The 23,818-nt window shown below is 69.1% G+C and carries 21 protein-coding genes and 2 pseudogenes; 6 read left to right on the top strand and 17 right to left on the bottom strand.

Going from position 1 to position 23,818, the window contains the following annotated elements:
- Positions 1-94 precede the first annotated feature (94 nt).
- From CD790_RS33320 to CD790_RS36490, 3 genes and pseudogenes are all read right to left on the bottom strand, one after another.
- Positions 95-472 (bottom strand): NUDIX hydrolase, encoded by a 378-nt coding sequence (locus tag CD790_RS33320; protein ID WP_260868089.1) that lies wholly within the window; start codon positions 470-472, stop codon positions 95-97.
- Positions 473-907: 435 nt separating this feature from the next.
- Positions 908-1,132: pseudogene (locus CD790_RS37070) on the bottom strand (DegT/DnrJ/EryC1/StrS family aminotransferase); the annotation flags it as partial.
- A pseudogene (locus CD790_RS36490) lies at positions 1,045-1,631 on the bottom strand (aminotransferase class I/II-fold pyridoxal phosphate-dependent enzyme). The pseudogenes CD790_RS36490 and CD790_RS37070, both read right to left, overlap by 88 nt.
- Positions 1,632-1,763: 132 nt before the next feature.
- Between CD790_RS36490 and CD790_RS33310 the strand changes: the two are divergent.
- Positions 1,764-2,177: a hypothetical protein gene (locus CD790_RS33310; RefSeq protein WP_144387126.1), complete on the top strand. Its 414-nt coding sequence runs from the start codon at positions 1,764-1,766 to the stop codon at positions 2,175-2,177.
- Positions 2,178-2,225: 48 nt separating this feature from the next.
- Here CD790_RS33310 and CD790_RS33305 read toward each other — a convergent pair whose 3' ends face one another.
- The 3 genes from CD790_RS33305 to CD790_RS36485 form a co-directional block, all read right to left on the bottom strand.
- A complete protein-coding gene (locus CD790_RS33305) occupies positions 2,226-4,124 on the bottom strand; it encodes an ATP-binding cassette domain-containing protein (RefSeq protein WP_399218657.1) in 1,899 nt (632 codons plus the stop codon).
- A gap of 177 nt (positions 4,125-4,301) precedes the next feature.
- Complete coding sequence (locus CD790_RS35405) at positions 4,302-5,129, bottom strand: lasso peptide biosynthesis B2 protein (protein WP_260868093.1); 828 nt, start codon at positions 5,127-5,129, stop codon at positions 4,302-4,304.
- A gap of 52 nt (positions 5,130-5,181) precedes the next feature.
- Positions 5,182-5,307, bottom strand: coding sequence for a hypothetical protein (locus tag CD790_RS36485; protein ID WP_260868087.1), 126 nt, complete (start codon positions 5,305-5,307; stop codon positions 5,182-5,184).
- 405 nt (positions 5,308-5,712) lie between these two features.
- On the opposite strand from CD790_RS36485, the gene CD790_RS33290 reads away from it, so the two are divergent.
- Both CD790_RS33290 and CD790_RS33285 read left to right on the top strand, forming a co-directional pair.
- Positions 5,713-6,069 carry a PadR family transcriptional regulator gene (locus CD790_RS33290; RefSeq protein WP_144387125.1) on the top strand — a complete coding sequence of 119 codons (357 nt, stop codon included), beginning with the start codon at positions 5,713-5,715 and terminating at the stop codon, positions 6,067-6,069.
- Positions 6,066-7,010, top strand: coding sequence for a hypothetical protein (locus tag CD790_RS33285; RefSeq protein WP_144387124.1), 945 nt, complete (start codon positions 6,066-6,068; stop codon positions 7,008-7,010). Before CD790_RS33290 ends, CD790_RS33285 begins: the two co-directional genes overlap by 4 nt.
- Before the next feature lie 133 nt (positions 7,011-7,143).
- Here CD790_RS33285 and CD790_RS35080 read toward each other — a convergent pair whose 3' ends face one another.
- The 7 genes from CD790_RS35080 to CD790_RS33240 all read right to left on the bottom strand — a co-directional run bounded on the left by CD790_RS35080 (position 7,144) and on the right by CD790_RS33240 (position 16,175).
- A complete protein-coding gene (locus CD790_RS35080) occupies positions 7,144-7,671 on the bottom strand; it encodes a hypothetical protein (protein WP_186319386.1) in 528 nt (175 codons plus the stop codon).
- 325 nt (positions 7,672-7,996) lie between these two features.
- Positions 7,997-8,341, bottom strand: a complete 345-nt coding sequence (locus CD790_RS33275; RefSeq protein WP_399218661.1) for a DUF4158 domain-containing protein — start codon at positions 8,339-8,341, stop codon at positions 7,997-7,999.
- Positions 8,342-9,028: 687 nt separating this feature from the next.
- Positions 9,029-9,652 (bottom strand): HD domain-containing protein, encoded by a 624-nt coding sequence (locus tag CD790_RS33265; protein ID WP_260868086.1) that lies wholly within the window; start codon positions 9,650-9,652, stop codon positions 9,029-9,031.
- A complete protein-coding gene (locus CD790_RS33260) occupies positions 9,649-9,930 on the bottom strand; it encodes a hypothetical protein (RefSeq protein ID WP_144387123.1) in 282 nt (93 codons plus the stop codon). The genes CD790_RS33265 and CD790_RS33260 overlap by 4 nt, the downstream gene beginning before the upstream one ends.
- Entirely contained in the window at positions 9,927-11,825 is a 1,899-nt protein-coding gene (locus tag CD790_RS36475; protein WP_260868085.1) for a hypothetical protein, read from the bottom strand. Before CD790_RS36475 ends, CD790_RS33260 begins: the two co-directional genes overlap by 4 nt.
- Entirely contained in the window at positions 11,822-14,701 is a 2,880-nt protein-coding gene (locus tag CD790_RS33245) for an ATP-binding protein (protein ID WP_260868084.1), read from the bottom strand. The genes CD790_RS36475 and CD790_RS33245 overlap by 4 nt, the downstream gene beginning before the upstream one ends.
- A 13-nt stretch (positions 14,702-14,714) precedes the next feature.
- On the bottom strand, positions 14,715-16,175 hold the full coding sequence (locus CD790_RS33240) for a hypothetical protein (RefSeq protein WP_144387121.1): 1,461 nt from the start codon (positions 16,173-16,175) through the stop codon (positions 14,715-14,717).
- A gap of 1,001 nt (positions 16,176-17,176) precedes the next feature.
- Here CD790_RS33240 and CD790_RS33235 point away from each other — a divergent pair.
- Both CD790_RS33235 and CD790_RS36470 read left to right on the top strand, forming a co-directional pair.
- A complete protein-coding gene (locus CD790_RS33235; protein ID WP_260868083.1) occupies positions 17,177-17,794 on the top strand; it encodes a winged helix-turn-helix domain-containing protein in 618 nt (205 codons plus the stop codon).
- 1 nt (position 17,795) lies between these two features.
- A complete protein-coding gene (locus CD790_RS36470; RefSeq protein ID WP_260868082.1) occupies positions 17,796-18,047 on the top strand; it encodes a hypothetical protein in 252 nt (83 codons plus the stop codon).
- Positions 18,048-18,215: 168 nt separating this feature from the next.
- On the opposite strand, the gene CD790_RS33225 is transcribed toward CD790_RS36470, so the two are convergent.
- The 3 genes from CD790_RS33225 to tap all read right to left on the bottom strand — a co-directional run bounded on the left by CD790_RS33225 (position 18,216) and on the right by tap (position 21,529).
- Complete coding sequence (locus CD790_RS33225; RefSeq protein ID WP_144387120.1) at positions 18,216-18,590, bottom strand: hypothetical protein; 375 nt, start codon at positions 18,588-18,590, stop codon at positions 18,216-18,218.
- Positions 18,591-18,730: 140 nt separating this feature from the next.
- Entirely contained in the window at positions 18,731-19,288 is a 558-nt protein-coding gene (gene tpg / locus CD790_RS33220; RefSeq protein ID WP_144387119.1) for a telomere-protecting terminal protein Tpg, read from the bottom strand.
- A gap of 12 nt (positions 19,289-19,300) precedes the next feature.
- The gene (tap, locus tag CD790_RS33215) at positions 19,301-21,529 is read right to left on the bottom strand and encodes a telomere-associated protein Tap (RefSeq protein ID WP_144387118.1); all 2,229 of its coding nucleotides are present in this window, start codon (positions 21,527-21,529) and stop codon (positions 19,301-19,303) included.
- A 106-nt stretch (positions 21,530-21,635) separates the two neighbouring features.
- Between tap and CD790_RS33210 the strand changes: the two genes are divergently transcribed.
- The gene (locus CD790_RS33210; protein ID WP_186319385.1) at positions 21,636-23,465 is read left to right on the top strand and encodes a zeta toxin family protein; all 1,830 of its coding nucleotides are present in this window, start codon (positions 21,636-21,638) and stop codon (positions 23,463-23,465) included.
- Here CD790_RS33210 and CD790_RS33205 read toward each other — a convergent pair.
- Positions 23,429-23,707 (bottom strand): hypothetical protein, encoded by a 279-nt coding sequence (locus CD790_RS33205; RefSeq protein WP_144387117.1) that lies wholly within the window; start codon positions 23,705-23,707, stop codon positions 23,429-23,431. The genes CD790_RS33210 and CD790_RS33205 overlap by 37 nt on opposite strands.
- Between the last annotated feature and the right edge of the window lie 111 nt (positions 23,708-23,818).

The following is a 23,818-nucleotide window of genomic DNA, read 5'->3' as shown; positions in this document are numbered from 1 at the left end:
CGCCCCGGGCACGGGCATCGGCCCCGTACAGCGGCGGGCCTCGGCCGCTGCTGGGAGAGGGCGGCCGAGGCCCAGTTTGAGGCTCGGGTTTTTGTCAGGCTGCCTGGTCGCGCCAGGTGTCGAGAACGGCCTGGACGGCGCTGGAGGCTTTGTTCTGCTGGGTGCGGCCGGCCCAGAGATACGCGTCGTGCTCGGTGAGCGTGACCGTCTCCCCCGCGACGGTGGTGGTGAAGTTGAACTGGCGGGTGGCGCGTCCGCTGCCGGAGCGGTAGTCGAAGTGACCGAGGTAGCCGCCGACGGACGTGACCGTCAGCGCCGTCTCCTCCGCGACTTCGCGCCGCAGTGCCTCGATGAGGGACTCGCCAGTGTCAACGCCGCCGGAGGGCAGCTCCCACAGCCCGCCGAGGTAGTCGTCGGCCGGCCGGTGCAGCAGCAGGACCTTGCGGTCGGCGTCGGCGATGACGGCGCCCACGACAGTCTTGGCATACCGTCACGTTCGGCGGCGCGGGCGAGGTCTTCGAGCAGAGCGGTGTCGAGGGAGCTCACAACAGGTCCTTGGCGTGGGAGGCGACTTTGGCGAGGGCTGCGGTGTAGGCCTCGGCAAGGTGGGCGTCCTCCTCGCGGTGCCAGACCGGCAGCTTGAAGGTGGTGGCATGCACGTACTCCGCCACCGGAAAGTCGCCGACGTCGGGGCCCTGACTGCCAGCGTAGCCAGGGAGTAGGCCCCGGGGGCATGGAACAGCGGATGGGTACACAGGGGGCAGGTCGAACCCGGCTGGTCCGCCATGGTGGCGCCTTCGGCGTGGACGGCGTCGAGGAACCGTGCCAGTGGCAGCCCGGCGAGCTCGGCTGGCTCGTAGCGCAATGGCAGCGCGTACCACGACGGCCAGGCGGAGGCCGGCACATGCGGTAGCTGGATGCCCGGCACGCGGTCGAGAGCGGCGCACATGCGGGCCGCGACGTGCTGGCGTCCGGCCAGGTGACTGTCGAGGCGGGTGAGCTGGGTGTGGGCGAGTGCAGCCGCGAGGGGATCGATGCGCAGTTTCAGGCCCATACCGGTGATGGCGAAGCGGGCGAGTGGGTGGTTGGCGGGGATCTCGCGGCGGCACCGCTTGTTGTACTGGCCGTGCAGAGTATTAGCTCGTGCGTGTCGGCGAAGGACACTAGCGCGTCCATGTTCTGCGGCAGCCCCCACAGGTGCGCCGCGACGACGGCCTTCGTCCGGGCGGTCAGCCGGCGGGCGGCGTCATCGAGGTCGAGCTGGCCGCGGTCGTCGACGTCGGCGAGAACGGGGTGGGCGCCGAGGTGGAAGAGCGGGGTCGCGGTGGCGTGGAAGGTCAGAGCCGGGACGATCACCTCATCGCGGGGCCGATCCCGGCGGCCGCGTACATCGAGTGCAGCGCGGCCGTTCCGGTGCAGGTCGTCACGACGTGCCGGACTCCGAGGTAGGAGGCGAGCGCGTCCTCCAGGTCAGCAGTGATGCAGGAGCGGTCGGGGATCGAGACGGCCGTCTCCAGCTGGGCTGCGACCGCGCGCCGGTCGGCGTCCTCGATCGGCGGCCACACGAAGTGCGGGTCCGTGACCGTCACAGCCGGCTCGCCGCCGAGCAGAGCGAGCCGAGAGTCGTTCATGCCAGGAACTCCTTCGGGTCCGCGGTGCGGGCGGTGGTGGCGGAGGCGTAGGCGGCGGCCAGAAATTACGAAGCGCCGGGCTCGAAGTGGGGCCGCTACCACTCCACGCACTGCGGGTGCGGGCTGAACTGGGTGACCGAGCACGCCGAGCCTGCCGGGTTCACCGTGGTGAAGTCCGGAAGTGGCTGGGTCGCGCTGACCGGCCCTGGACTGACCGAGGGCGTCGACGAGGCGGCGCTGACCGCGAACGCGCTGTGGGAGGCGGTCACCGGCAAGCCCGGCGAAGGCTGGACGGAGTCGGTGCGGGTCATCGACCGCAGCGAGCACGCCGAGGCCCACCGCAAGGCCGAGAACGACACCTACTACGGCGCCCTGCGCGAGCGCGCCGCGAAGTCGAAGAAGGAGTCGGCCACCCCCGCGCAGCTGAAGTACCTTGGCCAAGGCCGAACGCGAACGGTTCGACGCGGAGTTCAACAAGGCCGTGGGGCACAGGCATCGGGCCGCGCGGCGCCGCCGAGAAGACGCAGGCGGCCCTCGGGCGCCTGACCAAGGCAGCGGCAAGCTCATCACTGCCCTGGTCGGCCCTGACCGGAATCAGTCCCGGTCTTCCTGCAACTTCACCATTTCGAAAAAGCCCCCGGCCTGGTCCATCAGCTCCTCGTACGTGCCCATCTCGGACACGCGGCCCTGGTCGAGGACAACGATCCGGTCGGCGAGGCGGGCGTTGGCCAGCCGGTGCGTGATGAAGACCGTGGCCCGGCCAGCGGCCAGGTCCTTGAGCCGGGTGTAAATCCGGTGCTCGGCACGGGCGTCGAGCGCGGCAGTCGGCTCGTCCATGACCAGGACAGGGGCGTCGCGGTGGAAGGCTCGGGCGACGGCGACGCGCTGCCACTGCCCGCCCGACAGGTCGTGCCCTCCCCACCAGGAGCGGGCGAGAGAGGTGTCCAGACCGTGGGGCAGGGCGGCGATGACGCTGTCGGCGCCGGCCGCTTCAGCGGCGGCGTGCACGGCCGTGTCGCCTTCGGGGCGGGGCTGGCCGAGAGTGATGTTCTCCCGGGCGGCCAGCGGCCAGCGCGTGTAGTCCTGCGGCACCAACCCCACCTTGGACAGCACCCCGTCTGGGGCGGCATCGGCCAGGTCCACGCCGTCCCACCGCACCGAGCCCGCCGTGGGCAGGAACAGGCCGGTCAGCACGCGGGCGAGCGTGCTCTTACCGGCACCGTTCTCGCCCACCAGGGCGATGACCTCACCCCGCTTGAGATCCAGGCTGACGCCGTCCAGCGCAGGCCGGTTGGCGCCGGGGTAGGTGAACGAGACGTCCGTGGCGGTGATGACCTGCGGCCCGTCCTCGGCGACCTGAGCCGAGCCGCGGCGGGCGGTCCACGGCTTGGCCACGGCGAGGAACCGGGCCCAGTCGTCCAGGGACAGGGAGGTGCGGAAGAGCCGGGCTCCAGCCCGGACCGTAGTGGCCAGCGCGGTGCCGGACGTCCTTACGGCCAGGGCGGCGGTCCCTGCCGCGGCGAGCTCCATGCGGCCGGTGGCCACCAGGAGCACGAGCACACCCCAGGTCGTGGCGGTGCCAACCGCAGTGAGCGCGTCACCGATGCCTTGGACCACCAGGGCCTGCCTGGTGGCTTTGAGCTGTTCGGCCTCCAGGCGGCCGGAGACGATGCGGTACTGGCGGATGAGGAACCCGGTCATGGTGCCCGCGCGGACCTCGTCGGCGGTGTTCCGCTCGGTGGTGTACGAGCGGAAGACGTTGCGGAGCCGGGAGTCGGCGAGATTGCGGTGGTGGGCGGCGTGCTCGATCCGCGCCCCCCGCACCGCGCCCCAGGCGCACGGGATCACGGAGGCGACGAGCAGGGGGAGCATGACCGGGTGCAGCACGGTGACGACGGTCGCCGCGGCGGCCATCTGGGCTGCGGCGGAGGTCAGCAGCTGGGCGTCGCGGATGAGGTCGCCGGTCTTCTCCGCGCCGTCGGAGGCGGCGGCGTGGGCGTCGGCGAAGTCCGGGTCCTCATACGCGACCAGCTCGGCGGCCGTGGCCGCGGTGATGACCTGAAGGTCCGCCTCGCGTACGGCCTGCGGCGCAAGTCGGGCCGCAGCGGCGCGGGCGGCGGCATCCAGCAGGTAGCGGCCGGAGGCGGCGAGGGTGAGGACCGCCACGGCGGTCAGGTTCTCGCGCAGGCCGGCGGCGATGTCGCCGCCGGTGAAGATGGCGGCCAGCACGCGGGTGGTGGCCGCGAGCGCGGTCGCGGTGAGGGCGGCGGCGCCGATCTGGCAGGCGAGCAGGGCGAGGAGGGCACGGTGGTCGGTGCGCCAGCCGAGCCGGGCCGCCTCGGTGAGGGTGCGGGGCAGCCGGCGCGCTATGGCCCATGTGGACAGGTTGACGCTTGCCTCGAAGTGCCGGTCGGAGGCCAGGCGCATCACGGGCGGCTGGCCCGCGGCGGCGACGGTCGGCGGCGGGGATACGGAAGAACTCACGAGCCCCATCAGGGAGCCGGACCAGGCGGCCGGGCAACGGGATTGTTCCGCATCTCCCTCATCGGCCCAGGTCACCCAGACCGGATGCCAACCACGACGCCCGGGTTTCACTCGTTCGGGTGAGGCCGTGGTCCGGGGCGGGGAGGCACGGCGCCGGCCCCGGACCACGGCAGCCCCAGATGCCGTCTACGGCACCGACAAGACCGGCATCCACGGCCGGTCCGCAGCGTCGCCGATGTCCCGGCCGACCGCCCCTTCGGGGACCTCGACCCAGGCGTGTGCGGCGTCGGGCAGGAAGCGGGCGCCGAGCACCCAGCGGGCCTGGCGGCCGGTCAGGGCGGTCGCGATGACGGTGGCCAGGCTGATCTCCATGCACGCGATCCGGCCCGGCCACCACGCCGGACTCACCGCCAGCACCGCCGCATACAGGGCCTCGACGCGGGCCAGGCGCGCGTACGGAAGGCCGCGCAGCAGCCGCACGGTGGCGATCTGCCAGCGCAAGGGCCACCAGCTCATCGCCAGGGACAGCGCGAGCGCGACGGCCGCGACCAGCCGGTCTGGCCGCGGCGCGGTGGGCCGGGCGGAGGGGACCATGACCGTCACCGCCACCACCTCCTCCGGGACGCACAGTCGGTGTCCATGAGCACGCCGGTGGCCACCAGGGTGTCGACGAACGCGACGATCTGCCCGTGGACGGCCTGCGGGTTCTGGCCTGTGGAGCTGGCGGCGCAGGGAGTGGAGCGACTCGCCCTTGTTCAGCTGGCGGGCGATCTTGCGGCGGTAGGCCGGATCGGACAAGCACTTCGCCGCGTAGATCGTCTTGCGAATGGCGCCGTACTCCTTCAGCGCGGCCGCCAGCGCGTTCTGCCTTGAGGACGCCGACAGCTTGCCCACGACGAGCGAGGTGGTGGCGTGCCCGTACTTCAAAGACCCCGCGAGCCGCAGCAGGTCGTCCCAGTGAGGATCCACCAACTTCGAATCCGCAGGTCGTTGGGGCTGGTGTGAGTGAGCGATGCTCGTACTGGTCGGGGCGGTTGTCCGTGCCCAAGATCGTCTGCCGGGCCCGTCAGCGTGCGACTTCGGTGTTGGTCAGCACGAGCAGGGCCTGCAGCAGCGTGGTCGCGTAACGGGGCAACATCCGCAGCTTAGTGAGGAAAGGGTTCTGTCCACGGAGGTTGGTGACAGCGATCATTGACGTGCGATCGTGAAATGGGTGAGGGCCTGATGGCCTGGTGTGGATGACCTGTTGACTGCACTTTCTCGCCCGCCGGGCTGGTGGCCTCGCTACCGTTCGCCGTGCGCTTGGTGGTAGGAGCGCGAGCGCCGTGACGAGCTCTGCGTGGTCGTCGAGTACTGCCTGGCGTGGGCGGCGCGGTTGCGCTCCCGGATGGAGCGCCGCCGTATGCCGTAGTCGACGAATCCGGCGCTGAGGTGCAGCCGGCCAGCGACTATCTGTGCGATCGGGTACTGGGCATATCAGCCCGCTGACGTGCCGCCGCCACAGCGGCCAGGCCCTCAGGCAGCGGATCGGGCTTCCGGGCGGCAGAGCGATGAATCGATCGACAACATATGCCGGTCGCTGATATATATAGGCGGCATGAATGAGCGACCGCTTCAGGAGCCGACGCTGCTCCTGCTCACTGCCCTGGCCGACGAGCCCAGGCACGGCTATGGACTGATTCAGGAGATCGACGCGATCTCCCAGGGCCGTGTGCGGATGCGCACCGGTACTCTCTACGGCGCGCTGGACCGGCTGGTCCAGCAGGGCCTGATCCGGGTCGAGCGCGAGGAGGTCGTGGACGGTCGGGCGCGCAAGGTCTACGCCCTCGCCGAGGCCGGCCGAGACGTGCTGGCCGCCGAGACGGAGCGGCTGCGTGCTGTCGTCGCCGAGGCGGAGCGTCGACTGGCCGCCCGTCGCGCCTACGCCATCCGCCCGAAGGGGGCCCTGGCATGACGCAGCAGCACAGCTCCCTCGCGTTCCGCTGGGCGCTGCGCCTCCATCCGGCCGCCTACCGCGCTGAGCACGAAGCCGAGTTGACCGCGATCTATGCCGAGGCGACGCAGGATGCCAGCCCGCTCGATCGGCTGCGCGAGGCGCTCGATGTCGCCGGCCATGGCCTGCGGCGGCGCACCGGCCTGGGCTCCGACCGGATGGCGGGTCAGGTCCTGGCGCAGGCGGCCCCGCTGGCTGTCGCCGTGGCGACGGGTAGCTTCATGGCGGGCCTGTTGTGGCTCTTCGCCCCCGGCGTCCGGACCTTGCCGGCGTCCTCGCCCACGAATGTGCTGAGCCTGGCCAACACGGGCCTCACGCCGCTGCTCTGGCTGGCGGCGCTCGCGGCTGTCTGGACCGGGCGCTGGACCGTAGCCCGTGCACTGGTCGTGCCGGCGATGGTGCTGTGCCTGGCCGATGTCCTGCTGGCCGCGTTCGCCTCCTCCGGCTTCCACAACACCCCCTCGATCGCAGTGATCCGACTGGCCGTGCCGCTGCTCACCGGCGCCGTCGTCCTCACCGCACCCAGGGATCTGCTCGGTTCCTCCCTGTCACAACGCCGCACGATCATGGGAACCACCGCCCTGGCGGCCGTCCTGGTGTCGGGCGTGCAGCTCGTCGACATGTACTACCCCTTTACGCTGGGCGTTCTCAGCGTCACCGGCCCGCTGTGGGCCGGGGTCCTGTGGGCCGGGGTCCTCGCGATCGCCCTGCTTTTCGGCACGCGTAACCGGTTGACCGTCGCGGGCGTGGCGGTGGCCGTGCTGCCCACCACGCTGCAGGTGACGGTCCAGCTCACCCCCGCGGGCGTGGTTGTCCTGCTCCTGGTCCTGCTCAGCAGCACGGTGCCCTTCCTCCGCGCGCGCCGGCGCCACTTCCAGTCAACCCCGCCGAGCGCGGCATAGCTGGCTCCGGGACCCCGGGCCGCACCCCGGATCGGCCCGGCGCTTCTGCCGGGCCTCCTGCTAGCCGGAGACTTCGCACATAGGGAGTTAGGTCCCCAGCCAGCGGGGTCGTGTCTCGTCGACGCCGAGGAGTTCAAGCAGGTGTCCTTGAACTCCTCGGTTGATGAGGCTCACAGGTGCATCTATCACGCTGCCGGGGCGGAGAGTCAGGCTGGACAGCTGGCAGAAGATCATGCGGCCAGTGCGGCGGACGGCCCGGTTGTCGACCGCGCATGGTCTGCTCGGAGCCCAGGGCTTGGCGGACCTGGCGTCCGATCAGCGGCAGGGCTTCCGACGGGTCGGGGCTCTTGCCGACCAGGCGGCAGAACTCGGCCCCGTGGTCCTCCCAGGAGCCCTCGAGCAGCCGCAGGTGCCCGTGGTCGCGCGGGAGCCGCACGGTGGCCCCGGCGTTGGCGGCGATCAGCCGGGACATGCCGATCTTGCCACGCAGCAGCGTCCCCACCGCCTTGTCCGGGATACCGGCATCGGCGAGCACCGGCAGGATCTCGTCCAGCAGGGTCAGCCGGTCCTCCGACAGCTTGGCCCGCTCGGCGAGCTCGTCGCGCAACTTGATCCGCGCCCTCGACTCCGAACCCGACAGCGTCTGGTCGAAGAGCTGCACGACGGAGTCCAGGACATCGACGGCGGACTGGGCCAGCAGCGTGAGCAGGATCGGATGGCGCCGGTTCGCCTCCCGGCGCTCCAGGGCCTGCGCGGTCAGGCGCCGGCCGATCTGGGCGAGGTGGCGGCGGCGCTCGGCGGGCAGCGCGGACAGGTCGAGGGCGTGCGCGTTAAAGGCCGCGCAGGAACACCAGCTTCTCCACCTCGCCGCCCACGCTGTTGGGCGACGCCTGCACGGGCCCGGTCCCCAGCCAGTGCAGCCGCGTGGGCCGCAAAGCCCGGATCGACGACTAGCAGCTTGTCCAGGCCGCGGGCGCGCTCGCCGGTCAGCAGGTGGGCCACCCGGGCGTGGCGACCTTCTCCAGCAGCACGACCACACCGGGCCGGATCACCTTCGCCGAGCGCAGGTACTCGCAGCCCAGGCGGAACAGCAGTGACGGGGAGTCGTGCTCCATCACACGGGCCAGCAGGAACTCATCCAGCTCCTTGTGCTCGATGGCCTTTGGCTGCTTCCACCCCAGATCCTCGGCGACCTGGCGCAGATGGTCGGTGCGGGTCTGCTCCCGCTCGCCGTAGCCCGCCAGATCACCGGCAGCGAGCCCCATCTGGCGGGCCAGGCGGCCGACCGCAGCCGCCGGCGCGGCGGGCACATTGTCGGGGACGAAGCCCAGCCAGGGCAGGGTGGCGGTCGGCCGGGGTGAGGGTGAAGTAGCGGATCAGCTCGTCCTTACCGACAGCCGGGAACGACCGCAGGGCCTCCAGTTCCTCATCGGAGAACACCCGCGTCGCCATCTACCCCGCCCCTCCCGTCGACACCATCACCCGCTCAGCCCAACGAGCCTGCACAGGACCGGCAACGGGATAAGTGATCTGCAGAACATCAGCGCAGGTCAGACGCCCGGAAGCCCCTTAGCGTTGTTTTTCCCGCGAGAACTACTGGGACCCCTCTTGGGCGCCGGGCGGGTGAAAGCCTTCTGCGCTGCGGCCTCCAGGCCGTCCCCGAGCAGGCTCATCGCCTACTCCTACTCTCCGTTGTCGACGTCGGTGACGGTGCCGTCCTTGATGTGTAGGTTCCGGCCGCCGTTGTCATCCCTGACCGTGGCGACCTGCTGCTCGTGCTGCTGTCTCATCGAATGTCCCGCTGTTTCCGTCTCACTTCGATGGCATTTCCTCATGCGGCATCGGCTTGCTGGTCCTGCTCCGGCTTCCAGGTCCGATCGAACCAGGCGATGAAGTCCAGCACGGTGCCGACGCTGCGCCGGGTCGGACGCCGCGGTGACGACCCCCATGGCCAGTGCCCGGGCGGAGCAGCGTGCATGGCTGCGGGCCCGCCAGTGGCATCCGCGCCGGCGACGGGGTCAGGCCGTCGCCGCGGGCGCCTCGTCCTCTAGGTGGCGGTAGAACTCCCGCCACTCCTCGAAGGCCGCCTCGAACCATGGGACTCCCGCGGTGAGGGGTACCAGGTGGCGGCACGTCTCACGGTAGTAGGAACGCCGCTTCTCCGGCCGCGGGTGCGTGTCGAGCCGCTGCACGTTGCTGAACCGGTCCGCCAGCTTGAGCAGCACGACCTCCGGCGGGGCGGAACGCAGGCTCAGAAGGTAGCGGTCACGCACCTCCGCAGGATCCTCGTGGGCCTCGGGGTGCGGCTTCGTCACCCACCCCACCCACTCCTCGACCCGGGCGCCGAACCGCTGACCGACCTCCCCGGCCGTGCGGCCGGTGTCCTCAACGACGTCGTGGAGTACGGCCGCCACCAGCAGGTCCTCGTCGCGGACACCCGCGCCCGAGACAAGGATCTCCACCACCTCCAGGAGGTGCTCCACGTACGGCTCGCCAGCGGGCCTCTTCTGATCCCCATGGGCCTCTTCGGCGAACGCGACGGCCTCCCCGAGGCGCTGCGCCGAAACCTCCGGAGCGAGCACCGCCAACTGCCGGTGGGCGGTGTCCCAGTCGTGCCACGCGCCGAACACCCGATGGGTCAAGACGACTCCTGATCCGCAGCTTCCAGCTGCCTTTTGTATTCCCCCCACCGAGGCAGGGTCGAGGGCAGCTCGTCGGCCTTCGCCCTGCGGGTCTCGAATTCTCCGACGATGCGTCGGCGCTGGATCTCAGTGAGGGCTTCGTTCCTGATCGATTTCATTTCCGCAGGAGACTCGCACTCCCTCTCGTCGATGACGAAAGCCGCGAGCATGAATCCGTCCGCATTCCTTCTGCGGAACGTCGAGATCATGACGAACTTCGGGCCTGTCTCATCTGTCACGGGTACCTCCTGCGAGTTTCTTCCTGATCCAACGCCGCCGCTTCTGCCTGCATTTTACGCATCACATCGCGTTCCTCTGAAGTCGTTTCGATATGTGGCTTGTACACGGTGTTGTGCTCAAGGTCAGCGGCCACGGAAGCCCGCTTCGTCGTGAGCTGGAGTTCGTACGTGTACGGCTTTCCGCCGACCTCGATGGCTGCGACCATGGGAATGACGCGGTAGCTCGGATTGCCGCTCTTGGGCTGGGCGTACATGTTCTCGACCTCCAGCAGGCGCCCGTCCTCGCCGATACCGAAGTGCTCCTTGGCCTTTTCGAGAACGGCTTCGAGCCGGGCGGTGTCATCGACGGTAATTCTTGCACCCACGGCATCGATGACGTCCCCGATCTCGTAATCCGGACGGGCTTTCCTGCCCTCGCTCCCCTCTGTCATTCGTTTCACTTTGTCGACCAGGCCGTCTGCAGATTTCGTGCGGATGCTCAATTCGGCGTCGTCGGCGCAGCCAGCCTCCTCAAGGAGACTCATCACGTCTTCGTAGACGGCTGGCTCCACCTCGTTCTGCAGCCTCATGCCGTAGTCGTCCAGGGCGGCGCGGTCGCTGTCCTCGATGGCGGCTCCGAGGGCTCGCACCGAGTCGTCCACCTTGGTCTGCTCGACGTAAGCGTTCTTGCGGGACGTCCCGTCGGGAGCGTGGTTCACCTCATGCTCCACGGGCTCGAACAGGGGGCCGCGCCCGGGGTTCTCGGACCTGTACTCCTCCAAGGAGCGCCCCTCCAGGGTCTCCCCCACGGCGAGCTCCTGAACGATCTCCAGGGTCCGTTCGCCCCCACCCTCAGGGTCCTTCAGGTTCTCGATCACGTTCAGCCTGTTCGCATCGTCCGCACCGAGCTTGGTGATCACCGAAGCCACCTCGGGATACCGCTCGCCGAGGGCCTCGGCCACGTCGGCCAGCGGGTTCTCCGACCGATCCCCCGACTTCGGATCGCCGGCCTCGCCGTCCTCCTCCGACGATGCGTCAGGCTCGTTCGCCCCCTCTGCCTCGCCGTCGTCCTTCTGGCCACCGGAATGATCGCCGGTGTGATCTTCGTGCTCTCCTGTACCGTGGCCGCCGGTCAGGTCGTCGCGATGCCCACCCGTGTCAATGGCGGGGGGTTCGGCTTGCTCCCCGGCCTCTCTGGACGTGAGCGCCGAATCCCCCTGCCGCTCAGGAGCCTCGCCAGGTGCTACCTGCTCGCCGGCAGTGGGGGTCTGCTCTGGGCGCGGATCTTCAGCAGAGTCGTCCCTGCCTCGTACAGCTGCGGAGCCATCATCCGGCCCCGAATGTTCTGCGGGTGCATCACGAGGGGCCGTATCCCTCGCCTCTTCCTGCGCGGTCGGCTCCTCATCACCCGCCATCTCCGGCGGAGAGGACCCTTCAACGGCAACCGCGGTTTCAGCAGACGGCTTGCCAGGACCGCCCTGTTCATCCAGGTCTCCCCCGATGGCGGATCCATCGTCTGCAGGGTCGGACAGCAGGTCCTCTGATGCCAGCGGATAGTCCCATACATGACCCTTGCGAGCGTCATCATCAGCGTCACCTAGGGCATCCATATCCCCTGCCGCCGCGTGCCCCGCTTCCTCATGGTCTGGATACTCGCTGTCGATCGGCTCCGCCGGCGCACCGTCGTCGTCGGCCTCCCCCTTCGGCTCCTCCGTCTCTCCAATGACCGGCATTTCCGGGCCGTGCGACGCGTCGTCGCTGTCTCTGTCGCCTTCGACGTCACCACGGAAGGAGTCTGCGGCATCAATATCCTCCATTGCAGTGTGGTCGGGTCCGTCGTCGCCCTGGGAGGAGCCGTTGTCGGGTGCCCTCGGGACCTCCTGCTCAACCGGCCTTGCGGGTCCGTCCGCGCTCATGTCCTCTCCCCGCCTGTTGTGGCTACCGCCCGTACAAACGACTTCAGTGGCCACCAGGGCGCTTGGAGGAAGGAAGCTGCCTTATTCAGCCGCTCTTGGGGCTCTCTCGCGTTGTGCAGGGCATCACACGCTTGGCTCCAGGTCATGGATACGCCTCGCACCGTGGTCTCTGAGGGGCGCCAGGTGTCAGGGTGTGCCTTCCAGGCTTCCAGTTGTTCTGCGATTGTGCGGCCCGGCAACTGCAGCCCGCGGGCGGCCCATACGGTCGTGTCGGGGTGGGGGGCTTCGCTCGACGTGTCGGCCGCCTTGAGTGCTCGGTATACGTCTGCCCAGCGCCAGGTGCCTGCCTGCCACTGGACTTCACCGCGTGGACAGGTGCTGCCTCCGGCCAGGACACGCATCGCTGAGGCTGTCAGGTGCTCCAGGAGATTCTCCGGCGGATAGAAGTCCGATAGCCCTGCCGACCGGTCGTCGACGGCTGCGTTGATGCGCGCAGCGATGGCGCACTCAAGGATCCGTTCGTTCGCTCGGTTCCGCAGTCCTTCGAACCAGGATGCGTGGGGCCGCGGAGAGGGCAAGCCGCAAATATGCGCGATCGTCAGCAGTTCGATCCAGAGGGTGAGGGCTGGGTCCTCTGCCAGGTCTTTGCCCAGGCTGATCTCGCGCAGTGTATGGGGTCGGAGCCGCTCCAGATGTCCCAGTGCGGAGTGCGGGTTCGTCAGGGTGGGAACGGATCGGGTGGCTTGCGTTGTGCTCTCGCGGGCCAGTCCCAGCGGTACAGCGATACGCAGGGGGCGGTCCATACCGTCCGCGAAGGCGGCCGCGCGGCCTGGGGGGAGGGCGACGATGTGCCGGGACTGCTGGGGAGTGAGGTTCATCGTCGCACCAAGAGCCTCGCGGTCATCCGCTGCCGGAAGCCGGTGGACGATTTTCAGTGCGGTGTTTTTGACGACGTCCGGCAGGATCTTCGACGGGATCTGCTCGGCGACCACGATGCCTTCGCCATAGGCTCGGATCTCAGCGAGCAGCGAGGCAAAGAGCTCTACCGCGTGGGCGGCCGGGCTGCCCGGCGGGACGTTCTTGAGGAGTCGGTGCGCCTCTTCGATCACCGTGGCATGCCGCAGTCCACCGCCTCCGGTGGTGTCGGTGCGGTGGACTCGCAGGTATTCGTAGATCCGGATCAGTACCGCTCCGATGAAGAACGCTTTGTCCTGGTCGTTGCCGATGTCTTCGATCTCCAGCACCACGTTTCGGTCCAGGAGGCTGCTCATGTCGATGGGGTGGTGAGCTTCGAAGAACCACCCGGGAGTGCCCATTCGAAGCGATCCGAGCCGTACGTCGATGAAGCCGCGTACGTTGTCGGCGACCTCCTTGCCGTACCCGATGTTGTCCACGACCTCCAAGGCGGCTTTCTGCACGTCCGCCAGGCCGGGATAGCGTGGTGCCCTTGGCACGCCTCGGCGGGTGCCCAGCGCCAGGTTCCAGCCCATCTCCTGGTAACACCTGGTCAACGCCTGGCTGAGAACCTGCGGAAACGGATCCGTGGCTTCGAAGGCGGCCAGGAAGAGGGCCCGGACGAGGTCGAGGTGGGTCTGCAGCGGGAACCCGGACTCCGGCTCGAGCGGATTCAGGCCCACCGGGACATCATCGGGAGCGCCGGGACGGATCACTGTGACTTCTGCGCGATCGGCCAGTCGGCCTGCCATGTTCGCGTACTCGGCCTTGGCTGGCTCGATGACCAGCCAAGGGACCTCGATGTCGTGCAAGGACTCCAACAGGTGCCGTACGGTCTGTGATTTTCCGGAGCCGGTGGCGCCTGCGACGAAGGCATGCCGATTGAGGGTGTCCGGCCTGATTCCCAGGGCACTGATCGGCTGGTCGGCTTCGTCAAGAACCGAGCCGAGCACAATGTCGCCGGTTGATTCGGGGGTGACATCGAAGTCGGCGCGCTCGACGTGGCGGACGCCGGGCAGTTCCTTGCGCGGTGGACGGGCCAGCGCGGCCAGCAGCTCGGTGCTCGCAGGGAAGGGGGAGGCTGGTTCGCCGGCCGGGGTGCTTGCTGCGCGCCATGCCTGTGCCAGATCTCCGACCGGCGGTCCGGGTATGAGGGTGTAGGGGTGCTCGTCCAGATCAGCGGAGCTGCACAGGAGTGCGGATGCTCGACGGGTGGTGGTTGCGTCAGATGAGCCGACCAGGACGTGGATGTTCCACATCCCGCTGGGGCGCGCCCTGCTCAGTTCCCGATACCTGGCCTGGGCACGTTCGAGTGCGACACGGTCCAGTTCGGAGTTCTCTCGCTGCCTCAGCCCAGGGACTTTCATGGTCAGGGCCATGCGCTCGCTCTCCAGCGCATCGTCGCTGAGCGGCTCCGCGAGCACCACCCAAGCGAACGGATCACGCATGTGACCGACGTGCTCGTCGAAGCCGCCGCGCATGACCTTCGGCCGGTCCGCTGCCGGCGTCCACAAAGGATCCGCCTGTCCCGGGCAGCGGGCCCAGGATGTGAAGCTGTCGAAGTCGGGGACATAGGCGGGCACGGCCACCGCACCTGGCGGGTAGAGCAGGGGGTAGCCGCGAGTGCCGCTAGCTCGGCCGTGGTCTCTTGCGAACGGTACGAAGGGACGTCCTCCCACCAGGACATCGAGCTGCTGGCTGCCGGGGGGCCGATGCCACACCACGGCCAGTGCCGCACCTGGGCGATCATTGAACTCGGCCCGTGCGGCGGCGAGTGCGGCGAACAACTCCGCCGGCGTACGGTCCGGCCCCTGGTCTTCGGGAGCCTGCCGGGGGATGTCCAGCAGCCGGTGAAACCGGAAGCCCTCTAAGATCATCGACGCCTTGCTGGAAGGGGCGCTGGGCTCACCGTGGTCCGTCACAGCGATCGCCTCCCTACTCCGGTAGCCGTGGGGCATCGGCCACGTGTGGTAGGAGAGTGATGGCAGGGTTGCAGTCGCCGAACACGACGCGGCGGCTTTGCGGACTCGTCTCGATCAAAATGAGTCCGGTAGGCGGCAGCGATTGAATTTGTGTCGGCTCCACCGCGAATTCATAGACCCGGGATACCGCCTCGCCGCGCGTCACGGAATTACCAGTCGAACTGTTGACGGAATTTTGCCAACTAGTCGACCATCCCCCCGTCTCGCTATCACCTCCGCCGTAGCTGTGGGATCGCCCCATGGAGTGTGATTCACCTACCTGCCGCGTCAGCTGATTCATCACGAATTTGTGTCCCTGTCCGATAAATTCGGCGGCGGCTTTCGCTTCCTCGGCGTTCCCCAGCCTCATGAGGACCGTCGCGCTGTCCTGACCTCCGAGAAGCGGCCGGATGTCCTCTCGCACATGCGCCATAAGAAGCATGAGACGGACGCCGGCGACGCGCGCCTGGCGAGCCATGGATTCCAGAGCGGAGTGTCCCAGGTGCTCCGCGCCGGCGATGACCAAGGTGCCGGCGTCCGCCGGGACGCGGCCACGGCGAAGCTGATGCAGGATGAGGAAGAAGACGACGCGGTCGATGACGTCCTTGCGACGCTCGGTCACATCGTGCGTGGAGAGGATGGTCAACTGCCCGGGAGCCAGCCACTGGTCCGGGGCGGGGAGGGTGAGGGGGTTCTGCTGGGCGCGGGCCAGCAAACGCGTCACGTCATATACGAAGCGCAGCTCGTTCTGAATCCGCTCGCTTTTCCCGACGACATCGATGGCCGTGGTGAGACTGTCCAGCTCCCTGGCCGACAGCGGTTCCGGCGCGCGGTCGGGTTCGTGGACGCGCAGGAGGACCTCCAGTCCGGAAGCGATCCGGCCGAAGGTAACCGCCCCGTCCAGTCGCTCGAGCACAGAGTGCAGGATGCTGGCGTCCGTCGCGCGCAAGTCAACGTCGGCCCCGTCCGGCCGCAGTGTGGAAAGGGCCTCCGCCAGCACCTCGGCCAGCTCCTCCGCGGACAATCCCCACGACAGGTCAGGCGGCGCGGAGGCCGACGGCAGCTCCACGCGCACCACCGGCACCCCTCGCGGATCGGCCAAGGCCGCCAGCTCCCGCCCCACCGTCTGATGACTGAGATCGAGGAGCCACAGTCCCTTTCCGTTGGCGAGGAGAGACGCCCCCAGAGTCACCAGAAGAGCCGCCCACCCATCCGCCGTGCCGCCATAGACATCAACCCGACGCGGGCGGGATGCGAGATGAACAGGAAACCACCGCAACGCCTCGTCGACACGCCGCCGCTCCGAGGCATCGTGCGCGAGGACATCCGTCTTCCAACGCTCGAACGCGGCCTCGTGAGCCGCTCTGAGTTCTTCCTGTTTCCGCTTCGCCCCCGACACTTTCCACTTATATCCAATATAGGGAGCGACGCGCATGAAGAGGATTATCCCGGCAGGGATCCACGCCACGGCAGCAACAACAAGGCTACCCAGTGCCGCAAATAGAGCCCCCGCAAAAAACATCCCACTGAAGACACATCCCAAGAGTGGAGGGAGTTCACCTCCTCGATAGGTGGGCATGGGTGGATCATGCCGTATCGGCGGATTGTCACGATGTGGGTGGGGGTGAGGAACCGGATGAATGTACTCCCACCCCAGCTTTTCCACGCCATCGAACACGCGCGTTGATGATTCGACGCGTGCGTCGGGCTTTCTCTCCACCGCTCCCCCTCATCGTCTCCGCATTACCGTCACGCCACCAAGCCGCGACAGGACGACGCACGTTGAAGCGGGAGGTCACCGCTCCTGACAGCTCTCCCGTTGAACAACACCAGACGCTTCGTCAACAGACCAACCGTCGTGAACCCCGACTTGGCGCCAGACCGGAGACCCACACGACTCAGCCGCACAGGCACTTGGCACGCCAAAATCCTAGCCACCTCCGCCGCTCACTTACGCCAGCGGGGTCCTCGACTACCTTCAGCCGCTGCTCGACGCCATCCGCATATGCCCGGGCTGCCCGGCGGCGCCCGGCGAGCCATGCATCATGAGCTGCATGCCGGACCCGGCCGCCGTCCAGACTTGCCCCACCCACCTCCTCCCACTTCGCACTCTTCGCCGCCCCTGGAGGGGCTGGCTGCCCCTGCAGGACGAAGCGGACAGCGTCATGGCTGACGCCGAGGCGGCGTGCGGCCTGAGCAGACGTCAAGCATTCGTCACTGATGAGCCGGTGCAGCACGCCGGGGTCGATGTCCCGGCAGAGCTGTCGCCAGGTGGTCAGCGGCAGCAGCTCGCGTTACTGACTTCAGCTCGTCGGGCTGATCTCTCCTGAAGTCCCTGCCGGGTCTGGGGTAGTGGCTGTATTCCGTGGGTGTGTGAGGTATGCGGATGGGGGCGGGCTGAGCCCTGCGGGACGTCAGCGTCGGGAGTCGGTACGGATGCAGGCGGCCGAGTTGTTCGATCAGAAGACCAAGCCGCCGGAGGGCGCACGGCGCCTGCAGGTGAGCCGGAATTCGGCCTACCAGTGGCACCAGGTGTGGCGGGAAGGTGGTGTGCAGGCTCTGGTCTCCCGTGGCCCGAGCGGATCGCGATGCCGCCTGTCGCCGCGCTGTCTGGAGAAACTGGCCGCGTACCTCGATGAGGGCCCGGCCGCCAACGGCTGGGTGGAGGACCAGGTGTGGACGGCGGCGAGGGTGGCCACGCTGATCGGCCGGAAGTTCCACGTCTCCTACAGCGTCTCCGGGGCCACCCGGTTGATGCACCGGCTCGGCTTCAGCCCGCAGGTGCTCGCACGCAGGGTCGCAGAGCGCGACGAGCAGGCTGTGACCGCGTGGAAGGAGGCGACCTGGGCGGAGGTAAAGCGCAGCGGGCTTCACCCGCCGGCCGCCCAAAGGACGCACCTGGGGCCGTCGCGGCCGCACCCCGGTCGTGACGGTCAGCGGCCGCCGCTCAGGACGCCTGCCGGTGGCCGGGCTGATCGCCATGCGGCCCGGCTCAGGCACCCGGCTGTGCCACCGCCTGCGCACCCACCCCGCGGGCAAGGGCAAACGCCGTAGCATGGGTGAACGCAACTTCATCGCGCTGATCGACGGCACCCACCACCTCGTCAAGGCGCCGAACGTCGGCCATGAGGCGAGCCGACGGACCACCGAGCCGAAGCACGATAGTTTTCACCTGAGGTGCCTGCTGACCTGCGGCTTCGTTCGGGCGAAGCACGTTGGTTGTCACCGGATCGGCACGCTGGCTGCCACAAGCAGCGCGCGAAGCATGGTGGGTGTCACCGGCTACGGCGGTCCGCCGGTCGCCTGAGCTGCACAACGGCCCGATGGTCAACCAAAGGCGCCTCGTCGGCCTGCCCCGATGACAAGACGCATGCCTTGGTGACAACTATCGTGCTTCGGCTCAACCACCAGTTGTGACTGAGCGATTCAGTTGGCGAGCTGAGCGCTGACCGCCCGAGGGCACTCGGTACCTTCGTCACGCCTGAGTGATGATCTCCACTCGTCTCCGGTCGTACTCGGCGACCGCGGCCGGTTTAGCATCGAAGTAGTCCTCCCAGAACCCGGGACGCTGCCACTCTGGGGGCGCCAGCGTCAGGGATCCGCCTTCCAAGGCGGCCACCCAGCAGCTCGGCATCCGCTCGCTGACGACGGTGAACATCGCCGCGTCCCACAACCCGGGGCTGTCCCGGTCGGTACTGGTGTCGAGCCGCTCGGGGATGCGCAGCAGCACACGGTCCGCCGAGGTCATGATCTCCAGTACCGGGTAGTCCGCCCCCACCCGGATGCCCGGGTGCTCCGGCACAACCTTGCCGGTCGCGGGGCTGATGATTTGGTGGCAGCGGACGATCATCCGTGCAGCCTAGCCGCATCGAACACTCAGCCTTCCAGGTGTGCCAGCTAGCGAGTGCTCAGTCCGCCAACTCGACCGCCCACTCGCCAGCTGAAGCGCACAGTCACACCAGTCCGGGGCTCGCCCCGTACGGGCGGCTCCTACAGCTCGAACTCGATGTGCTCGAGGTCGGTGAGTTCCACCTCCAGGCCGTGGGCGCGGCGGCCGTTGTCGCGGAAGTAGACCTCGCCCAAGGCCTCCGCGGCGACCTGCTGCAGCCGTTGCTCGGTGGCCCCGGCCTCTTGGGCGTCGAAGAGGCGGGCGGCGTGGCGCGGGGGCAGGGCCAGGGTGAGGTGGCGTAGTCGGGCGTCGTCGGTGGTGCCGGGGGCGGCGGTGAAGCCGAAGCGGGCGCGGGTGTCGATCATGATGCCGCCGGTCGTGGCCGCGGCCTGCTTGGCCCTGGCCCGGACCTGCGGCTGCCACCGCTTCTTGACCTCCCGCTCTATGCGGGCGGCGAGCTCGGGGCGGGGCTTTTTAATCTGGTCCTTCACGTACCGTTCGACGGTGCGCTGGGTGATGCCGAGCAGCTCGGCAACCCTTTTGGTGCTGCCCTTGTGCTGCTTGACCAGGTAGCGCATCTGGGCGCCGGCCGACTTCGGGATGGGGCGCGTGAACGCGCCCTGGACCGCCTTGTCGAGCCCTTCCCCGACCGTGACCATCGGCTCCCTCTCCTATTCTCCGTTGTCCCTGGCGGTGACCTGGCCGTCCTTGATGTAGCGGGCGAGGTTGGCGACCTTGCCGTCGCTGTTCAGCTGCTCGTGCACCTCCGCGCCCCACAGCACGGTCTGGGTGCCCTCGTGCTTGACCATCCCGGGCGACACCCCGAGCCGGAACGATCCGGGCACGGTCTTGCCGTCGCCGTCGTACGGCAAGACGTCCAACGGGGAGGGGCCGTCGGCGGCGTAGACCGCGCAGTCGGAGAGGATCGCGACCGGATACTGCCCGGTCGCCGCGGCGAGGGCGACCATCTTGCGGTGCATGTTGATCCGGGCGCGGGAGATGACGACCGCCCGGATGTCGGGGCGCCAGGTCGGCCGGGCGAGGGCCGGCCACGCCTGCCCCGGACGCCAGCCGCCACCGCGGGCCTTCTCCCGCAGCTTGCCGATGCCGCCCTTGGTGGTCATCTTGATTGCGTTCAGGACGATCGCCAGCTCGGGGTCACGCTGCTTGTAGCCGTCCATCGCCGCCAGGAACTCCGCCGGAGGCAGCTTCTCGTCAACGCCGAGGTCGCCCATGGTGTGGACGTACGCGTCACGCAGCCGCTTGTACCAGCCGTCGAGGAACTTGCCCTTCTCCCGGCGCACCCAGGCTTCGAGCGGGGCGACGTCGTAGCCGAGCTCCACCGCGTACGCCACGGTCGGCGTCGCGTACCAGGCAGGTCCCGTCGGGCGCTCGCCGGTCGGCGTGAACGGGCTGGGCAGCAGGTCGCCCTGGAGCCGGCGCCACTGCTTGCCGACCAGGACGCGGGAGAGGTCGACGTGGGAGAGGTCGACCAGCCAAGCGCCGGGCAGCGCCGGGTCGAAGACCGGGTTCGTGATGTGCACCGGCGGCGACGCGAGACCGACGACCGCGCCGTTCGCGGCCGCGCCGAAGGCGAGGTTGACGTCGATGCCGACCAGGTAGCGCCGCATGCACTCCTCGTCGGTGAGCTCGCGCGCCCAGTCGTACGCCTCCTCGAACAGCTTCTCCTCCGGGCCGCGCACGTGGAAGCGGGGCAGATCTGCGAGGACCGGGTGTCCGTCGGTCGCCTCGCACGGCGCCGGATCCATCGGCTTCACGCCGAGCGAGCCGGGCCGGTGCTCCGGGTGCCGCTTGCCGTTCTCGTCCGGCTCGCTCGCGCGGGTCGGCGGGTTGAGTGCGGTCATCAGCTCCAAGCCTGTCACGGCGGTAGAGCCGACCGGCGTCATCACCCGGCTCGCGTACACGTTGAGCACTCGGGCGAGCTCCGCCGGCTCCAACTGCGCGGCGTGCCCCCAGGCGCGGTCGTCCAGGGCGTGCCACGACGGGATGCACAGCTGCACGCACTGCCGCCGGCGGCCCTGGGCGGGGCGGTAGATGCGCGCCCACGGCCCGAGTCCGCGCTTGGTGAGTTGCCAGTCGGCCCGGTCGAGTTGCTTGACGACCTTGTGGTTCTCCGGGATCCGCCCGGCGAGCCGCTCCTCCTCGGACAGCTCCACGGGCAGCCCGTACCGCTCGCACGCCGCCGGGGTGAGCACCAGCAGCGGGTCGGCGTCCTTCCCGGAGCCGTGCAGCTTCTCCGTGCCGAGCCGTGCCTCGGCGAGCGTCCACTCCACCAGTGCGGGCAGGGACTTGGCGGGCACGTCCAGCAGCAGGCCGCCGATGCCGTAGCCGGTGACGGTCCGGTCGGTGTCGGCGTCGATGACGAGCAGCGGACCGTGTGGGTAGGCGCCGACGGGCGCCGGGGTGCAGGCCGGGGCGGCCCTCTGCACGCCCGGTCGGCGCGAGGTCGACGACGGCCTGGGGGTGGGTGATGTGGCGGTCGGGGCGGAAACGGCGGCGGGGCGGGGCTGAGTGTTCTCTGCAGGCGCCATGGCCGCAGCCTGAGACACCTGCCTTTGCGGCTGCCCTTGCGAGGCCCGGCTGGTGAAGGTCTTCGGAACTTGCGCCGCTTCGGGGTCGGCGTCAGCGGGGTTCGGGTACTTGGCTGCCCAGCCGTCCAGCAGCCGCTGGTACGCCTGACGGCGCGGCGGCCGCGGCTCCGCGCGTCCGGCTTCCCAGTTCCTGACCGTTTGCGTCGACGTCTGCAGTACTTGCGCGAGCCGGCTCTGCGTGACACCGGCCGCCTCTCGCAGCCGCGCACGCTCCAACGGGGGCGGCAGCTCCGGCTCGCCCTCCAGCAGCGCGTCCACGGCCGCGAACAGCTCATCCTCGGTCGGCATGCTCCACCTCCACTCCAGACCATACCGCAAGCTTGCGCCTAGACTTGCCACATTTTTATGGCTGGTTTTATGCTAACCTCGGTCGTGATCAAGAAACGGGGGCTTGATGACAGAACAGACGGTCGCCTCGGTCGTGCTGTCCGAGTGCGAGAGCGACGAGGTACTGCATCGGGTGATCCTTCCGGCCGCCACCAAGCGCGCTGTGCCCCAAGCCCGGCCGGTCGTCGTGATCGTGGGTGGCCAGCCAGGGGCGGGAAAGACCCACATCGCCGATCTGGTCCAGACAGCGCTGGACCACCGTGGCGGCTCCGTCCGGATCGGCAGGGACCTCTACAAGGCTCCCCACCCCCAGTACGCGATGCTGCTGGCGACCGACGTGCGCACTGCCGGCGTGGGCGTACGGCCGGACACGACGCGGTGGCAGGCCAGCGTTGAGCAGTACGTGCGCGCTCGCCAGCTCGACGCCGTGGTCGAGTCCGCGCTCGCCGACCCCGACGAGCTGCGCGCTTCCGCGGCCGCATATCGCCGGGCCGGCTACCAGGTCGAGGTGGTCGCCCTCGCGACGCCGGAGGCGCTGAGCCAGCTGGGAATCCTGGACCGCTTCCTCACCGAAGCCGCCGCCGAGGCGGGTGGGCGGTACGTGTCGTGGGAGAACCACGACACCTGCGCGCACAACATGCTCGCCACGCTCACCGTCGTGGAGGAAGAGCGGCTGGCCGACAGGGTTACCGTGCTCCGGCGGGGTGGGACCGTACTGTACGACAACGAGCTCGCCGGCGGTGCCTGGCGCCGCCGGCCGGCTGCGAACAAGGCGGTGGCCTACGAGCGGTCGCGGCCGTGGACCGCCCGGGAGACGGCCGTCTTCCGCCGGCAGCTCGCGCGGACCGACCAGCGGCTACACCGCGACCTGGCTGATGAGGACCGGCGCTTGGCCGTCCAGCGGGACGCCGAGCGCGCCGCCGCTCTCGCCGAGCCGGTCCGCCGTATCGCTCAGCCCAGGCGGCGAGCGCCGGGCGTGGACTACCACCGGCTGTCGGCCGAGGAACACCGGTGGATCTTCGAGGAGCTGATCGCGCCGTCGTACCTGCACGGCATCGTCCCCCGGGACGACCCGCGGGCGGTGTACGTGATCGGGCAGCCCGGCGCGGGCAAGACGGACGCCGCCACCATGGTCCGGCGGGCGATGCGGTCGGGAACAACACGGCTGGTAGGCGACGACTTCAAGGCCTCGCACCCCGACTACTCCCAACTGCTGAGGGATGACCCGCGAAACGCCGGAGCGGCGATCCGCGCCGACTACCGCGCCTGGTTCACCGAAGCCGAGACCTATGTACGAGCCCGACGCGGCGACGTGCTCATCGAGGCTGCCCCAGGCAGCGCGCCGGAGCTGCTGGCGAGCGCGCTTCCATTCGCCGCCGACGGCTACACAGTCGACCTCGTCGTCCTCGCTGTGCGCGAGGCGGACAGCCGGCTGGCGACCGCGCTGCGGTACGCCCGGGCCCAGCAGCTCGGGCTGAGCGGCCGGTTCACCTCCCGGGCCGGGCACGACCAGTGCTTCCGTGGTGTGGCCGACAGCCTCGCTCTGGCCGCTTCCCATCCGGCGTTCACGGCCGTGACCGTGATCCGCCGCGACGGCCAGGCCCTGCTCCGGCAGGAACAAAGCGGCGGGCAGCGGGCGGCGTGGGCGCTGGCGGCGGAGCGGCAGCGGCCTTACACCGAGCAGGAGGCCACAGCGTTCCTCAAGCTCCACGCTGCGCTCCACCGGGCATTGCCCCGACATCGTCGAGAGCTGGATGACATCGCCGCGCTCGCACGCCCGCTGATGCCCCCTCGAGTGCAGCCGCCCCGGATCGACCAGCCTCACCCGACGGCGTGGCCGCTGCCGCTCCCCCGTCGGCCCTACGGCTCCATCAGCTCCTTGAGCCGGGCCGCGTAGGCCCGCGCGATCCGGGTCTTGTCTTCCGGGCTTGCCGCGTACAGGCGCGCTTGGTCATCGAGCGCGGCCTGCCGGGCGGCTTTGAGTTCCTCCATCCGCTCCTCGTCGGGGAGCGGGGTGCGGCGCTCGGCGGCGATCTGCTGGGTGTACCAGTTCGCCACCGCCCGCACGGCGTCCAGTGCCGTATCAGTCTCGGCTCCGTCTCCCAGCTGAGAGAAGTCGGGCTCCTGAGCGTCAGGCATATGGTAGCCACCTTCCTTTTTGATCTTGAAAAGGGAACTTGCCATTCTCCTATCGGTGCGGGGCTGCGGCACCACCACGAGCCCGACTGGAGTGCCCGCTGCTGGCCGCGC

Origin of the sequence: Streptomyces sp. SAJ15, assembly GCF_007595705.1 — a bacterium.
GTDB lineage: Bacteria > Actinomycetota > Actinomycetes > Streptomycetales > Streptomycetaceae > Streptomyces.
This window is presented reverse-complemented; position numbering and strand designations above follow the sequence as displayed.

Excerpts from the sequence above, each read along its gene's own strand:
- CD790_RS33305 (WP_399218657.1), bottom strand. The coding sequence starts at position 4,124 with ATGGGGCTCGTGAGTTCTTCCGTATCCCCGCCGCCGACCGTCGCCGCC.
- CD790_RS36485 (WP_260868087.1), bottom strand. The coding sequence starts at position 5,307 with ATGATCGCTGTCACCAACCTCCGTGGACAGAACCCTTTCCTCACTAAG.
- CD790_RS33290 (WP_144387125.1), top strand. The coding sequence starts at position 5,713 with ATGAATGAGCGACCGCTTCAGGAGCCGACGCTGCTCCTGCTCACTGCC.
- CD790_RS33285 (WP_144387124.1), top strand. The coding sequence starts at position 6,066 with ATGACGCAGCAGCACAGCTCCCTCGCGTTCCGCTGGGCGCTGCGCCTC.
- CD790_RS36475 (WP_260868085.1), bottom strand. The coding sequence starts at position 11,825 with ATGAGCGCGGACGGACCCGCAAGGCCGGTTGAGCAGGAGGTCCCGAGG.
- CD790_RS33240 (WP_144387121.1), bottom strand. The coding sequence starts at position 16,175 with ATGCGCGTCGCTCCCTATATTGGATATAAGTGGAAAGTGTCGGGGGCG.
- CD790_RS33235 (WP_260868083.1), top strand. The coding sequence starts at position 17,177 with ATGCAGGCGGCCGAGTTGTTCGATCAGAAGACCAAGCCGCCGGAGGGC.
- CD790_RS36470 (WP_260868082.1), top strand. The coding sequence starts at position 17,796 with ATGGGTGAACGCAACTTCATCGCGCTGATCGACGGCACCCACCACCTC.
- CD790_RS33225 (WP_144387120.1), bottom strand. The coding sequence starts at position 18,590 with ATGATCGTCCGCTGCCACCAAATCATCAGCCCCGCGACCGGCAAGGTT.
- tpg (WP_144387119.1), bottom strand. The coding sequence starts at position 19,288 with ATGGTCACGGTCGGGGAAGGGCTCGACAAGGCGGTCCAGGGCGCGTTC.
- tap (WP_144387118.1), bottom strand. The coding sequence starts at position 21,529 with ATGCCGACCGAGGATGAGCTGTTCGCGGCCGTGGACGCGCTGCTGGAG.
- CD790_RS33210 (WP_186319385.1), top strand. The coding sequence starts at position 21,636 with ATGACAGAACAGACGGTCGCCTCGGTCGTGCTGTCCGAGTGCGAGAGC.
- CD790_RS33205 (WP_144387117.1), bottom strand. The coding sequence starts at position 23,707 with ATGCCTGACGCTCAGGAGCCCGACTTCTCTCAGCTGGGAGACGGAGCC.